General features: G+C 70.5%; 13 protein-coding genes. 4 read left to right on the plus strand and 9 right to left on the minus strand.

The annotated features are described in order from the left end of the window. Positions 1 to 337: 337 nt before the first annotated feature. The 3 genes from pfkB to AB5J50_RS21770 all read right to left on the minus strand — a co-directional run bounded on the left by pfkB (position 338) and on the right by AB5J50_RS21770 (position 3,821). Entirely contained in the window at positions 338 to 1,291 is a 954-nt protein-coding gene (pfkB, locus tag AB5J50_RS21760; RefSeq protein ID WP_327429405.1) for a 1-phosphofructokinase, read from the minus strand. A 52-nt stretch (positions 1,292 to 1,343) separates the two neighbouring features. Beyond that, complete coding sequence (locus AB5J50_RS21765; RefSeq protein WP_327429406.1) at positions 1,344 to 2,105, minus strand: DeoR/GlpR family DNA-binding transcription regulator; 762 nt, start codon at positions 2,103 to 2,105, stop codon at positions 1,344 to 1,346. A 183-nt stretch (positions 2,106 to 2,288) separates the two neighbouring features. Next, on the minus strand, positions 2,289 to 3,821 hold the full coding sequence (locus AB5J50_RS21770) for an MFS transporter (protein ID WP_369260091.1): 1,533 nt from the start codon (positions 3,819 to 3,821) through the stop codon (positions 2,289 to 2,291). 62 nt (positions 3,822 to 3,883) lie between these two features. On the opposite strand from AB5J50_RS21770, the gene AB5J50_RS21775 reads away from it, so the two are divergent. Next, positions 3,884 to 4,939: a helix-turn-helix transcriptional regulator gene (locus tag AB5J50_RS21775; protein WP_369260092.1), complete on the plus strand. Its 1,056-nt coding sequence runs from the start codon at positions 3,884 to 3,886 to the stop codon at positions 4,937 to 4,939. Here AB5J50_RS21775 and AB5J50_RS21780 read toward each other — a convergent pair. From AB5J50_RS21780 to AB5J50_RS21790, 3 genes are all read right to left on the minus strand, one after another. Beyond that, positions 4,917 to 5,684 carry a glucose 1-dehydrogenase gene (locus tag AB5J50_RS21780; RefSeq protein WP_369260093.1) on the minus strand — a complete coding sequence of 256 codons (768 nt, stop codon included), beginning with the start codon at positions 5,682 to 5,684 and terminating at the stop codon, positions 4,917 to 4,919. The genes AB5J50_RS21775 and AB5J50_RS21780 overlap by 23 nt on opposite strands. Continuing rightward, positions 5,681 to 6,325: a TetR family transcriptional regulator gene (locus AB5J50_RS21785; RefSeq protein ID WP_369260094.1), complete on the minus strand. Its 645-nt coding sequence runs from the start codon at positions 6,323 to 6,325 to the stop codon at positions 5,681 to 5,683. Before AB5J50_RS21785 ends, AB5J50_RS21780 begins: the two co-directional genes overlap by 4 nt. Before the next feature lie 679 nt (positions 6,326 to 7,004). After that, on the minus strand, positions 7,005 to 8,003 hold the full coding sequence (locus AB5J50_RS21790; protein ID WP_327429411.1) for a sigma-70 family RNA polymerase sigma factor: 999 nt from the start codon (positions 8,001 to 8,003) through the stop codon (positions 7,005 to 7,007). Between the two features lie 177 nt (positions 8,004 to 8,180). On the opposite strand from AB5J50_RS21790, the gene AB5J50_RS21795 reads away from it, so the two are divergent. Then, positions 8,181 to 8,765 carry an N-acetyltransferase family protein gene (locus AB5J50_RS21795; protein ID WP_369260095.1) on the plus strand — a complete coding sequence of 195 codons (585 nt, stop codon included), beginning with the start codon at positions 8,181 to 8,183 and terminating at the stop codon, positions 8,763 to 8,765. Positions 8,766 to 8,796: 31 nt separating this feature from the next. Here AB5J50_RS21795 and AB5J50_RS21800 read toward each other — a convergent pair whose 3' ends face one another. Next, complete coding sequence (locus AB5J50_RS21800; protein ID WP_369260096.1) at positions 8,797 to 9,603, minus strand: dioxygenase; 807 nt, start codon at positions 9,601 to 9,603, stop codon at positions 8,797 to 8,799. Positions 9,604 to 9,743: 140 nt separating this feature from the next. On the opposite strand from AB5J50_RS21800, the gene AB5J50_RS21805 reads away from it, so the two are divergent. Then, entirely contained in the window at positions 9,744 to 10,247 is a 504-nt protein-coding gene (locus AB5J50_RS21805) for a MarR family transcriptional regulator (RefSeq protein WP_327429414.1), read from the plus strand. Positions 10,248 to 10,430: 183 nt separating this feature from the next. Here the strand turns inward: AB5J50_RS21805 and AB5J50_RS21810 are convergent, their stop codons facing one another. Continuing rightward, the gene (locus tag AB5J50_RS21810) at positions 10,431 to 11,945 is read right to left on the minus strand and encodes an MFS transporter (RefSeq protein ID WP_369260097.1); all 1,515 of its coding nucleotides are present in this window, start codon (positions 11,943 to 11,945) and stop codon (positions 10,431 to 10,433) included. A 168-nt stretch (positions 11,946 to 12,113) separates the two neighbouring features. Beyond that, a complete protein-coding gene (locus AB5J50_RS21815; protein ID WP_369260098.1) occupies positions 12,114 to 12,758 on the minus strand; it encodes a TetR/AcrR family transcriptional regulator in 645 nt (214 codons plus the stop codon). Between the two features lie 301 nt (positions 12,759 to 13,059). Between AB5J50_RS21815 and AB5J50_RS21820 the strand changes: the two genes are divergently transcribed. Then, the gene (locus AB5J50_RS21820) at positions 13,060 to 14,334 is read left to right on the plus strand and encodes a M6 family metalloprotease domain-containing protein (protein WP_369260099.1); all 1,275 of its coding nucleotides are present in this window, start codon (positions 13,060 to 13,062) and stop codon (positions 14,332 to 14,334) included. Positions 14,335 to 14,378: the final 44 nt, after the last annotated feature.

Below are 14,378 nucleotides of genomic sequence, written 5' to 3' on the forward strand. Positions count from 1 at the left end.
TCCTCGGCGGCGGGATCGGGAAGATCCCGCCTCCGTATGGCTGCGGCGGGGAAGGGGAGGCCCCGCCGCTTCAGAGCCGGTTCAGGGGGCGTACGGGACGGGCGGGCCGCCGGGCGGCGGGCCACCGGGCTCGCAGGACCCGTACGCGATCCGGCGTGCGCGGCGCGCAAGCCGTAGTGAAGCGAGCCGCATGCGCCGCCACGAAGAGAGCCGCACGCGCGGTCGTGACGTGAACCGCACGCGCCGTTGTGACGTGATCCACGTGCGCCGTCGTGGAGTGATCCACGCACGCCTGGGAGTTGCGAGCCGTGCGCGCCGTTGCGGCGTGATCCGGTGCTCATGACACGGGCTCCGTCAGTACGAGATCCACCGGGACGTCCGACGTGACCGTCACGGCGGAGGGGTCGAGGTCGGCCGGGCCCGGCATCACGCTGCCGGGGAGTTGGACGGCCGCGGCGCCGTGGGCGACGGCGGAGGCGAGGGCCTCGGGGCCGTTGCCGCCGGCGATCAGGAAGCCTGCGAGGGAGGAGTCGCCGGCGCCCACGTTGCTGCGTACGGCATCCACGCGTGCGCTGCCGAACCAGGCGCCCGCGTCGTCCACGAGCAGTTGCCCGTCGGCGCCCAGGCTCGCGAGGACGGCGCGCGCGCCCAACTCGCGCAACTCTTCGGCCGCCTTCACCGCGTCGCCCACCGTGGCGAGGGGGCGCCCGACGGCTTCCGCGAGCTCCTCGGCGTTGGGCTTCACCACGTCGGGCCGCTCGCGCAGCGCCGCGAGAAGCGCCGGTCCGGAGGTGTCGAGTGCGATCCGGGCGCCCGCCGCGTGCGCCCGCGCGACCAGATCGGCGTACCAGGAGGGCGCGAGCCCGCGCGGCAGGCTGCCGCAGCAGGTGATCCAGTGGGTGTCGCCGGAGCGGTACTGCTTGCGGACGGTCTCCAGGAGGAGTTCGGCCTCGGCGGCGGAGAGTTCGGGTCCGGGCGCGTTGATCTTCGTCAAGGTGCCGTCGGGTTCGGCGACCGAGATGTTCGAGCGGGTGGCTCCGGCGACCGGGACCGGCGCGACCTCGATGCCCTGCGCGTCGAGCAGGTCGGCGACGAGTGCGCCGGGCGCACCACCGAGGGGCAGGACGGCGACCGTGCGCCGCCCGGCGGCCGCGACCGCGCGCGAGACGTTCACACCCTTGCCGCCCGGGTCCATGCGTTCGCCGGTGGCCCGGATGACCTCGCCGCGGTCGAGCGACGGGACCTCGTACGTACGGTCGAGGGAGGGGTTGGGGGTGACGGTGAGGATCATGCGCACTCGTTTCTCAACACGTTCTCAGGACAGGGCACTTGCGTGTCGCGTCCTACACACACAGCACTTCGGTGCCGCCGCGCTCGATGGCGGAGACGTCTTCGGGGCTCAGCCCGCGGTCGGTGATCAGCAGGTCCACATCGCTGAGGTCGCCGAAGCGGGCGAAGTGTTCCTGGCCGTTCTTGGAGGAGTCGGCGAGGAGCACCACGCGGCGCGCGGCGCGCATGGTCGCGCGCTTGACGGCGGCCTCGGCGAGGTCGGGGGTGGTCAGTCCGTAGGAGGGGGAGAATCCGTTGGCCGCGATGAAGAGGACATCGGCGCGGATCTCGCTGTACGCGCGGAGCGCCCAGGCGTCCACGGCGGCGCGCGTACGGTGCCGTACGCGCCCCCCGACCAGATGGAGCTGGATGCCGGGGTGGTCCGCGAGGCGGGCGGCGATCGGAAGGCTGTGGGTGACGACGGTGAGGGTCGCCTCCAGCGGGAGCGCCGCGGCGAGCCGGGAGACGGTCGAGCCGGCGTCCAGGATCACCGTGCCGTCGTGGGGCAGTTCGGCGACCGCGGCCTCGGCGATGCGGTCCTTCTGGTCGGCCGCGGTGGACTCGCGCTCGGCGAGGTCGGGCTCGAAGTCCAGGCGCCCGGCGGGGATCGCACCACCGTGCACACGGCGTACGAGACCCGCGCGGTCCAGGGCCTTCAGGTCCCGGCGGATGGTCTCCGCGGTGACCTGGAACTCCTCGGCCAGGGAGAGCACATCCACCCGGCCGCCGTCACGGGCGAGCCGGAGGATCTCCTGCTGCCGCTCCGGTGCGTACATGTCCGTTCGCCTCCGACTGATGCCCGAACCTGTGGTTTCAGTCGGAGGCTACGCCCGGATTTCCGGAAAGTAAACAGGTTCGGGCCCGATGTGGGCGCAAACGGGCTTCGCAGGGGGCGGAGGCTGAAACGACGGTGGGGGCAGACCGCTCATGCGGCCTGCCCCCACCGTCGTTTCACCGGATCAGGAAACCAGCACCGGCTCCTCCTCCGCGGCCTCCTCCGGCGCACCCGTACCCGCACCCGCACCCTCTACGTGCTGCGCCGGCCGCTTCGGCAGGGCGAACATCAGCAGGAAGATGACCGCCATCACCGCCGCGACCCAGCCCAGCGCGTACTGGAACGCGTTCACGAAGGCGGGTCCCACCTGGTCCCGGGTCAGCCGGTCGCCGATCTGGCCGAAGAAGAGGACCGACACCAGCCCGAGCCCCAGCGCGTTGCCCATCTGCTGCACGGTGTTGATGAGCCCCGACGCCGAACCGGAGTGCTCGCGCGGGACCTCCGACAGCACCGCGTCCGTCAGCGGGGCCACGATGAAGCCCATGCCCGCGCCCATGACCACCAGCGGAAGCGCCATCTGCCAGGAGGCGATGGACATGCCGTACCGGTCGGACTCCCAGATGTAGAGGAGCACGCCGAGCGCCATGATCAGCGCGCCCGCCTGGAGCACCTTGCGTCCGAAGCGCGGGACCAGCAGCTGCACCGACATGCCCGCCGCCGCCGACACCGCGAGGGAGAACGGCACCCCGGTCAGACCCGCCCGCAGCAGGCTCCACCCGAGCCCGATCTGCAGGTACAGCGTCCAGACCAGGAAGAAGATGCCGAGCGCGACACCGAAGACGGTCTGTACGGCGATGCCCGCCGCGAAGCTCGTCACCTTGAACAGCGACAGCTCGATCAGCGGCGAACCGTCCCGCGCCGTCTTCCGCTTCTCGTACGCCACCAGCGCCGCGAAGACGACGAAGGCGCCGGCCATCGACACGTACCCCCACAGCGGCCAGCCCAGCTCACGGCCGCGGGTCAGCGGGTAGAGCAGCATCAGCAGGCCGAGGATGACGAGGGCGACGCCGACGAGGTCGAGCTTGAGGGCGCGCGGGGCCTTGGACTCGCCGATGAACCGGCGGCCCAGGATCAGCGCGGCGACACCCACCGGCAGGTTGATGAGGAAGATCGGCCGCCACTCCAGGCCGAAGAGGTTCCACTCGGTGAGCAGCGCGCCGAGGAGAGGACCGGACACGGCCCCCAGGCCGACGATCGCGCCGAAGAGACCGAAGACCTTGCCACGCTCGTGCGCCGGGAAGGTGGCGTGCACGATCGACAGCACCTGCGGCACCATCAGCGCGGCCATCCCGCCCTGGAGGATGCGCGAGGCGACGAGCATCTCCGGGTTCGCGGCGAAGCCGCACAGCGCCGACGCGATCGTGAAGCCGGCTATGCCGAGGAGGAAGACGCGCTTGCGGCCGTGGATGTCGCCGAGCCGCCCGCCGGTGATGAGCCCGGCGGCGAAGGCCAGCGCGTAGCCCGCCGTGATCCACTGGATCTGGCTGAACGAAGCGCCCGCGTCCCGCCGGATCGACGGGATGGCGATGTTGACGATCGTCACGTCGACCAGGTCCATGAAGGCCGCGGTCATGACGATGGCGAGGGCGAACCAGCGCCGCCGGTCGGCCACGGCGGCCGCGGCCAAGCTGTTACGAGTGGTCTCGGTGGAGGTCATGCAGCAAAGCTAAGCCCCCATTAGGTCAGATCGTGTCCTAGATGTGCGGCACCCTGGAAAACATGACAACGGATACGCCGGCCCGGCTTCTCCAGCTCCTCTCCCTTCTCCAGACGCCTCGCGAATGGCCCGGCGGTGAGCTCTCCGAGCGGCTCGGGGTGTCCCGTCGTACGGTCCGCCGGGACATCGACCGGCTCCGGGAGCTGGGCTATCCGGTGCAGGCGACCAAGGGGTCCGACGGCGGGTACCGGCTGGTGGCGGGGAAGGCGATGCCGCCGCTCGTGCTCGACGACGAGGAGGCCGTGGCGATCGCGGTGGGGCTGCGGGCCGGCGCCGGGCACGCCGTCGAGGGCGTGGACGAGGCGTCCGTACGGGCGCTCGCCAAACTGGAGCAGGTGCTGCCGTCCCGGCTGCGCCACCGGGTGTCCGTCCTCCAGGCCGCGACCACCCCGCTGACCAGCGGGGACGGGGCGAGTATCGCGCCCGAGACGCTGACCGTGATGGCGTCGTGCGTCGCCGGGCGGGAGCGGCTGCGGTTCGCGTACCGCTCGGGGGACGGAACGCCGTCGCGGCGGCTGACCGAGCCGTACCGGCTCGTCTCCACCGGCCGTCGCTGGTACCTCGTCGCGTACGACCTCGATCGCGAGGACTGGCGTACGTTCCGCGTCGACCGGGTCGCCGAGCCGTACGCGACGGGAGCGCGGTTCACGCCGCGCGAGCTGCCGACGGGGAGTGCGGCGGAGTTTCTGCGGCAGTCGATGTTCCGGCGGCAGGAGACGTACGCGTTCGACGTCACGTTCGCCGCGCCCGCCGAGTTCGTCGCGGCGCGGCTGCCCGCCTGGCTGGGCGCGCCCGAGCCGATCGACGAGCACAGCTGCCGGCTGCGTTCCTCCGCCGGCGACTCCGTGGAGTGGCTGGCGGTGCGGATCGCGATGGTCGACTGCGAGTTCGTGGTGCGGGAACCCGCTGAACTGGTGGGTTATGTACGGGACTTGGGTGAGCGTCTGACGCGAGCGGGGGGCGGTTCGGCGGAGAGCGACGGTGCCGCGGAGAGCGGAGGTTCGGTGGAGGGCGGCGGCTCGGGGGACGCCGGCCTCACTGGCCCGTCACGTACTTGATCGTCGGGCCCGCCGACCAGCCGCCGTCCACGGCGAGTTCGGCGCCGGTGACGTACGCGGAGTCGTCGGAGAGCAGGAAGACGACGGCCTTCGCGATCTCGTGGGTCTCGCCGACCCGCCCCATGGGGCTGTTCGGGAAGCGGCCGTCGCCCTGCTGGATGCCGATGTTCGCGGTCATCGGCGTGTACGTCATGCCCGGGTGGACGGAGTTGACGCGGACCTTCGCCGTGCCGAGCTCCACCGCGGCGACCTTGGTCAGGCCGCGTACGCCCCACTTGGAGGCGCCGTAGCTGGACGTGGTGGCGACGGCGGTGAGGCCCGCCATGGAGGAGATGTTGACGATGGAGCCGCCGCCGTTGTCCCGCATCACCGGGATCACGGTCTTCATGCCGATGAAGACGCCGGTGAGGTTGACGTCGAGGACCTGACGGAAGTGGTCCACGGTCTCGGTCTCCAGCAACTGGCCCGTGGCGATACCGGCGTTGTTCACCAGCCCCTCGATGCCGCCGAACTCCGTCCGCGCGAAGGCCGCGGCCCGCTGCCAGGCGGTCTCGTCCGTCACGTCGAGCCGTATGAAGCGGGCCGCGTCGCCCAACTCCCCCGCCAGGGCCTGGCCTTCCTCCGCCAGTACGTCGCCGAGCACGACGTTCGCTCCGGCGGCGACGGCGGTACGGGCGATCTCGGCGCCGATGCCGCGGGCGCCCCCGCTGATCAGGACGGTCCTGCCGGTCAGGTCGTTGCTCATTCGGCACTCCAGGGAAAGTCGCGAAGGGCTTCGAGATGGCGCAGTGCGAGCGCGACGGGGCCGTCCGGTCCGTCGGACGCGTCGTCCGTGGCAGCCCAGGCTTCCACCGCGACGCGGACCGCAGCGCTGGCTGTGGCGGCGGTGAGGCGGAGCTTGGGGGACGGGGTGGGGGCAGGGGGGAGCGAAGGGGTGGGCGAAGCTTCCGTCGTCGCCACCGCCCCCGTCGCCACCGCCCTCGCGGCCACTGCCCTTGCCTCCAGCACCCCCGCCAGCGTCCGCTCCGCCGTCTGGCACGCCTCGCCCCACACCCTCAGCAGGGCCGGGTTTCCCTCGGCCAGGCGGAGGAGGGCGCGGACCCAGTCCAGGGACTCGGGCCTGACACCGACGCCCGGGGTCAAGGTGGCGACGATCGCGTGGCGGAGGGCTTCGGGTACCGGCAGTTGGGCCGGGGCGTCGCGGACGGCCTCGGCCCACTTCTGGCTGCCGGCGGTGAAGATGGGGCCGAGGGATTCCTCCTTGGTGGCGAAGTACCGGTAGAAGGTGCGCGGCGCGACCCCGGCCGCCCGGGCGATGTCCTCGGCACGGGTGGCGCGCAGGCCGTTGCGCATGAAGAGCCCCGCTGCCGCCCGGGAGATGTCCATGCGGGTGGCCGCCTTGCGTCGCTCGGTCAGCGAAGGAACAGTACGGGGGGTGCCGTTGGCGGAACCAGGGGCAGGGGTTGGGGCGGAGGCTCGGGCTGAGGTTGGGGCTGAGGCAGGCGCCGCTCGGCCTGCGGAGGTGTGCACCACGCGTTCGGTACCGGTCACGGACGGCAGGTTATGCCTCTGTGGCAGAATCTGCCATTCGGGTCACCCCGGGGTTCAGGTTCGGGGTGGCCCGACAATGACCTGCGCGGAAACCATCGCGGGTGGGCTCCGCCCCTCGACCCTGCCAGGGGCTTCGCCCCCTGGACCCCGGGTGAGTTCTTTTGCTGCGGGACGGTGGGGGCTGGTCGCGCAGTTCCCCGCGCCCCTTATGGGGCGCCCCCCTCACCCTCTTACGAAGGCGCCCCCAAGCCCTGCCCCCACCCCCAGAACAAAATGGAGCCGGGCCCCGGCGCCAGGGGGGGGAAGGCGCCGGAGCCCGGCTCTGGGAGAGTCCCGGCGCGGGGGGGGTGTGCGTCGGGACTCGGTTCTGGTGGGGGCGTGTGCGTGTGCCCCGGGTGGAACCCTGAACCTTGGGCCCTGAAGTCTTGTGCCCAGAGCCCGGCAGGTTAAGCGGCCTTACATGGCCATGTCTGGTCGACTTGTGGCCAACGTGGCCGGCGTGTCCGTCATGGACTCACGCCGCCGCGTCGAACCCGGTGTCACGGGCCAGCTTCTTCAGTTCGAGAAGCGCGTGCTTCTCGATCTGGCGGATGCGCTCGCGCGTGAGGCCGTGCTCCTTGCCGACCTCGGTGAGCGTGCGCTCCCGGCCGTCATCGATGCCGTACCGCATCTTGATGATGGAGGCCGTGCGCTGGTCCAGGCGGCCGATCAGGTCGTCCAGTTCCTCGCTGCGCAGCAAGGTCATGACCGACTGTTCGGGGGAGACCGCGGAGGTGTCCTCCAGCAGGTCGCCGAACTGGGTGTCGCCGTCGTCGTCCACCGCCATGTTCAGCGAGACCGGGTCGCGGGCCCAGTCCAGGACGTCCGTCACGCGCTCCGGTGTCGAGTCGAGCTCGGCGGCGATCTCCGCGTGCTCGGGCTCGCGCCCGTTCTTGCGGTTGAACTCGCGCTGCACGCGCCGGATCCGGCCCAGTTCCTCGACCAGGTGGACGGGGAGGCGGATCGTGCGCGACTGGTCGGCGATGGAACGGGTGATGGCCTGACGGATCCACCAGGTCGCGTACGTCGAGAACTTGAAGCCCTTGCGGTAGTCGAACTTCTCGACGGCGCGCACCAGACCCGCGTTGCCCTCCTGGATCAGGTCGAGCAGGGGCAGGCCGCTGCGCGGATAGCGCCGGGCGACAGCGACGACCAGCCGGAGGTTCGAGCGGATGAAGATGTCCTTCGCCCGCTCGCCCTCGGCGACCAGCGCCTCGAGCTCCTCGCGGGACGCGTCCGCCCCGGCCGCAGCCTCGCCGTCGAGGATCTGCCGCGCGAACACACCCGCCTCGATGGTCTGGGACAGCTCGACTTCCTTGGCGGCGTCGAGCAGTGGCGTACGCGCGATCTCGTCGAGGTACATGCCGACCAGGTCGCGGTCGGCGATCTCGCCGCCTACGACGCGAACACTGCGTGCCGCGTCGCTGGTCTCGCCGGTGGCGGACTTACGACGGGCGACGGCACGGGTTGCCATGCGTGCTCCCTTGCGATGGTGGGCTGGCTGGTGGTCGCTGGACACTGGGTAGCTCACCCTCCCGGGTACCCGGCATCCGAAGGAAACAACGACTGGAATCCGGACAGAATTCCCAACCTGCCCCTCAATTTTTCTGATCATGCAGTACCCTGTCCCGCCACAGGGGGTGGGCAGGTGATGCCGGAACGTACAGAGGTGCAGGTCAGGCCGGGAGTCGAGAGTGACCTCGACGCCCTTACCGATATCTACAACCACTACGTACGTGAGACGCCCATCACATTCGATACCGCTGTCTTCACGCCGGAAGAGCGTCGCTCGTGGCTGCTCTCCCACCCTGAAGACGGACCGCACCGCCTGATGGTTGCCACGGAGGCGGACTATGAATCAGGCACGGCGGCGCGAAAGCGCCTCGTTGAGGGGCGGTGGCCGGGAGACGGGCGGGCGATTCTTGGGTACGCCACATCCAGCGCCTTTCGCGTGAAGGCCGCGTACGACACCTCCGTGGAGGTCAGCGTCTACCTCGCCCCGGACGCCGGTGGCCGTGGCGTCGGCACCCTGCTCTACGAGGCCCTCTTCGAAGCCCTCGCCGGCGAGGATCTGCACCGCGCCTACGCCGGCATCGCCCAGCCCGAAGGAAACGAAGCGTCCGTGCGGCTGCACGAACGCTTCGGGTTCCGGCATGTCGGCACCTACCGGGAGGTGGGCCGCAAGTTCGGCCGGTACTGGGACGTGGCCTGGTACGAGAAGGAGCTCACCTCATAGCCACGGGCGCCCACCCCCGTCCGCCCGCGGGTCAGCCGAACTGCACCGACCGCTTGGCCATCCCCATCCAGAAGCCGTCGATCACCGACTTCTGCCCGTCCAGCTCACCGGCCGCGTCCGCCGCGCCCATGGTCACGAAGAGGGGGGCGAAGTGCTCGGTGCGCGGGTGGGCGAGGCGGCCGGCCGGGGACTTGCGCTCGAAGTCGAGGAGCGCGTCCACGTCACCGGCGTCCAGGGCGCGGTGGCCCCAGTCGTCGAACTCGCTCGACCAGGTCGGGACTCCCCCGCCGGCGTGCCGCAGCGCGGCGAGGTTGTGGGTGAAGAAGCCGGAGCCGACGATCAGGACGCCCTCGTCGCACAGTGGCGCCAGCTTGCGGCCGATCTCGAAGAGGCGGACCGGGTCGAGGGTCGGCATGGAGATCTGCAGGACCGGGATGTCGGCCTCGGGGAACATCTCCACCAGCGGCACATACGCGCCGTGGTCGAGCCCGCGGTCCGGGATGTCCTGCACCGGTGTACCGGGCGCGCGCAGCAGCTTCCGTACGGACTCGGCGAGTTGGGGGGCGCCGGGAGCCGCGTACGTCACCTGGTAGTAGTGCTCGGGGAAGCCCCAGAAGTCGTAGACGAGCGGTACGGTCTCGATCGCGCCGAGGGCGAGCGGGGCCTCTTCCCAGTGGGCGGAGACCATGAGGATCGCCTTGGGGCGCGGCAGGTCGGCGGACCAGGCGGCGAGCTGGCCCGGCCAGATCGGGTCGTCGGCGAGCGGCGGGGCACCATGGCTCAAGTAGAGGGCGGGCATGCGCCCGAGTGCGGGACGCTCCTCGGTGGCGGCGGACATGGCGGCTCCCTCCAGAGGGTTCAATCGTACGGCGCGGGTGCTTGATACTTGAAGTTTATTGCTTGAAGTCTCAAGCTCTCGCCGCCGAGCTTACGCCTGGTTTGTTTAACTTTCAAGAAGGGGCTCGTACAGTGGAGTACATGAACACGGCACCCGCTGAAGAGACGCGTTGGCTCACCGACGAGGAACAGCGCATCTGGCGTGCGTACATGCACGCCACCACCCTCCTTGAGGACCATCTCGACCGCCAGCTCCAGCGTGACGCGGGCATGCCGCACATCTACTACGGCCTGCTCGTCCAGCTCGCCGAAGCGCCGCGCAGGCGGCTGCGGATGACCGAGCTGGCCATGAACGCGAAGATCACCCGCTCGCGGCTCTCGCACGCGATCGCGCGCCTGGAGAAGAACGGCTGGGTGCGGCGTGAGGACTGTCCCTCCGACAAGCGGGGACAGTTCGCGGTCCTGACGGACGACGGTTACGAGGTGCTGCGGCGCACCGCGCCGGGCCATGTGACCGCCGTGCGGCAGGCCCTGTTCGACCGGCTCACCGCGGACCAGCAGAAGGCCTTCGGCGAGGCCATGCGGATCGTCGCCGAGGGGCTCCAGCCGAAGGACGCGGGCGCCGACCTGCCCTGGTTGCGTTAGGTCGCTTCTGACGCCGCGGTGAGAGCTCACTCGTGGAGAGCTCTCGCTCCGCCGGCCCCGGACGCGGGTCCGCCCCGGCTCCGATGAGTTCGGAGCCGGGGCGGACCCTGGGATTCGTACGAACGAGGCGTCCCCACCCCGCGTCCGTACGCGAAGTATCCGGAGTACCCGTGGTGCGGGTGATCAGTGGGCGATCACCGGGATCTTCACCTCGTCCTCGACGCCCTCGCCGGAGGCGGCGACCGGGTCGGAGCCCTGCTTGCCGGCGTTGACGAGGACCGAGACGATCGCCGCGGCCGCCACCAGCATGCCCACGGCGAACCAGATGGCGTTGGTGTAGCCGTGCACCTGGCCCTGCAGCGCGACGAGCTGCTGCTGGGTCTTGGAGGTACCGGCGTCGGCGATGTGGTCCTTGATGTAGGCGGTCGTCGCGGAGGCGGCGATCGTGTTCAGCAGGGCCGTGCCGATCGCGCCGCCCACCTGCTGCGAGGTGTTGACCATCGCGGAGGCGACACCCGCGTCGCGGGGCTCGACGCCCAGGGTGGCCAGGGACATGGCCGGCATGAACGCCGTACCCATGCCGAGACCGAGCAGCAGCATCGCCGGCAGGATGATCGAGGCGTACGACGAGCCGATCTCCAGCTGGGTCATCAGCAGCATCCCGACCGCGGCGACCAGGAAGCCGGGGCCCATCAGCAGACGGGCCGGCAGGCGGGTCATCAGGCGGGTGCCGATCTGGGTCGAGCCGACCATCATGCCGACGATCATCGGCATGAAGGCGAAGCCGGTCTTGATCGGCGAGAAGCCCTTCACGACCTGGAGGTAGTAGGTCAGGAACAGGAACGTGCCGAACATCGCGATGATGGCGATGCCGAGCGAGAGGTAGATCCCGCCGCGGTTGCGGTCGGTGATCACACGCAGCGGCAGCAGCGGGGCCTTGACCCTGGCCTCGACGACCACGAACGAGATCAGCAGGACCGCGGACGCGATGAACAGCGCGACGGTCGAGGAGTCGCCCCAGCCGTTGGACTCGGCGCGGGTGAAGCCGTAGACGAGCGAGACCAGGCCGAGGGTGGACAGGAGCACGCCCGGGATGTCGAGCGGGTTGCGGTTGCGGCCGCCCTCCGGCTCACGGATGACGAAGTAGGCACCGAGGGCCGCGACGATCGCGAACGGGATGTTGACGAAGAACGTCCAGCGCCAGTCCAGGTACTCGGTGAGCACGCCGCCGAGGATGAAGCCGACGGCGCCGCCGCCACCGGCGATCGCGCCGTAGATGCCGAAGGCCTTGGCGCGCTCCTTGGCGTCCGTGAACATCACGGCGAGCAGGGAGAGCGCGGCGGGCGCGAGCAGGGCGCCGAACGCACCCTGGAGGGCACGGGCGCCGAACATCATGGCGCCGGAGGTGGCGAGACCGCCGAGCGCGGAGGCCGCGGCGAAGCCGGTGAGGCCGACGACGAAGGCGCGCTTGCGGCCCCACAGGTCGGCTATGCGGCCGCCGAAGAGGAGGAGTCCGCCGAAGGCGAGGGCGTAGGCCGTGACGACCCACTGCCGGTTGCCGTCGGAGATGCCCAGGTCGGTCTGGGCGGACGGGAGGGCGATGTTCACGATGGTCGCGTCGAGCACGACCATCAGCTGGGCGAGCGCGATGAAGGCGAGCGCTTTCCAGCGGTTGGAATGTGCTTCGGTGTCGGACATTGCTGTCGACTTTCCTGTTGCAGACATGGGGGTACCCACTCCGGGACTTCGTAGCGAAAAAAGGTGAGGGACAGGGACGGCTCGTCTCCGGTGACGGCCGGAAGCTTTGTGCGCGTTCTGACTGGTGCTGCGCGCTGAACTAATCGGTCAGGTGGACGGCGTGGTCGGTCACGCGCGTCGCAGGTCCTCCACGGTGGCGGCCACTCCGGGCAGTTCGGAGCGGGCCGGGGCCCGCATACCGTCCAGGAACAGCTGCAGATGACGGTGCACGAAGCGGTCGATGCCCTGGCACGCGGTGCCGGGCAGCGGCCTGGTGAGCTGGCTGACCGCGATCATCAGGTCGCCGAACTCGACGTCGGGGCGCAGCTGTCCGTCCTCGCGGGCGCGGTCCATCAGCTGCTCGATCAGGACGGTGATCCGGTCGCGCGCGGCGACGAGATCGGGGTGGTGCTGGTCGAAGGACGCGGAGAGCATCGGGCACAGGGCGCCGATCCGCTCGTCGGCGGCGAAGTGCACGAAGCCGCTCAGTGCCTCGAAGGCGTCGCCGCCCTCGACGAGCGCCGCCTCGACCCACTCCGAGGTGCGGTCCATCACCGAGCAGACGACCTCCCGTGCCAGGGCGTCGCGGTCGGCGAAGTTGCGGTACACCGTGGCGTTGCCGACCCCGGCCCGGCGGGCGATCTCGTCGAACGGCACCTCGGGGCCGAACTCGACGAACATCTCGCGGGCCGCGGCGACGATCCGCTCCCTGTTGCGCAGGGCATCGGCGCGCGGCCGGACCACTCGGCGCTGTACGGGGGTGGCGGTCTCCACGGTGGACTCCTCGAAGAGAGGGGGATCGCGATCCGGGGATTCGCTCCCCGTTTCGCTCGGACGTATGGCTAAACGGGGAAACGATCCCCGGTTATTTCCCGACCCCGAAGAGATTTCATGTGACCTGCACCACACCCGCGTCGTACCCGCTCCACCTACCCATCCGGACGCCTCAGAGGCCCCCGGGCGAGAAACCCACGATCGGGCTCCTCCAGCGCGCGCCCGCCACGCCGTCGACACAGGGTGATCGCAAGGGTGCAGTCGGAGACCGGCGGCTGCCGTGGAGCGAAGGGCCCCCCGCATGCCGCTGACCAGCCGCCGGATAGGCACGCGCCGCGTGGCCGCGCTCGCCGCGGTGACCCTTCTGACGCTGGCGGTCAGCACCTCCGCCGGTACGGGGCACCTCACGGCGGGCTCCACGGCGGCGGGTTCCATCGCGCTGGCCCGCACCACGGCGCTCGGCCCCTGCATGATCACCGGCCCGCAGAACGTGCAGATGGGGGAAGGCGTCCCGACCGCGTCCGGCTACGCCCGCTCCACCGGCACCGTCCGGGCGCTCACCCTGATGGTCGACTTCTCCGACGCGCCCGGGAAGGGCAGCGCGCACGACCGCTACAGCGAGTTCTTCCCGAAGACCCAGCAATGGTTCCGCACCGGCTCGTACGGCCGTCTCGACTACCGCCCCGAGACCCCCATCCAGCACTGGCTGCGGATGCCCAAGCCTTTCAAGGCGTACGGCATAGAACGCGGCGCGCCCTTCGACCCCGGGTACCGCGATCTGGTCCAGGACATCGTGACCGCGGCCGACCCGAACGTCGACTTCCGCTCGTACGACATCCTGAACGTCCTGATGACGCCGAACGCCGGGCCCTCCGCGCTGGACACCGTGCTGTCCGTGACCTTCGCCGGCAACACGGAGGCGCCGGTCGCCGACGGTGTCCCGGTCGCCAACGCGTCCTTCGTCTACAGCCGCCAGGACGACGGCTCCGGCTCCTACTCCGACACCGGCTACCGGGTGCTCCCGCACGAGAACGGCCACACCTTCGGCCTGCCCGACCTCTACACCCAGGAAGGCGGGGGCGCGGTCGGCCACTGGGACATCATGAGCGAGGACTGGGGGGCCGACAACGATCTGCTCGGCTGGCACAAGTGGAAGCTCGGCTGGCTCGACAACTCGCAGGTCAGCTGCGCGGCGGCACCCGGAACCAAGGAGTACACGCTCACCCCGCTGGCCCGGCGCGGCGGCAACAAGCTCGTCTTCGTGCCCACCAGCCCCAAGACCGGGTACGCCCTCGAACTGCGCACCCACGGGGGCAACGACTCCGCGGTCTGCCGCCCCGGCATCCTCATCTACAAGGTCGACGCGGGCGTGGACACCGGGAACGGGCCCATCACCGTGTACGACTCCAAGCGCGACAGCGGCGGCTGCACCCGCTCCCCCAATGTGCACGCGGAACTCTCCGACGCGCCCTTCGCGCCCGGCGAGTCCTTCAAGGATCCCAAGACGGGCGTCACGGTGCAGGTCGCCGGGGCGGACCTCGCCGGGAACTACCGGGTGTACGTGACGCGCCGCTGAGGCCCCGCGGTCTGTCGCTGACCTGCTGGAGTGCCCCGGTAAGC

Origin of the sequence: Streptomyces sp. R35, assembly GCF_041053035.1 — a bacterium.
Taxonomy (GTDB): Bacteria; Actinomycetota; Actinomycetes; order Streptomycetales; family Streptomycetaceae; genus Streptomyces; species Streptomyces lutosisoli.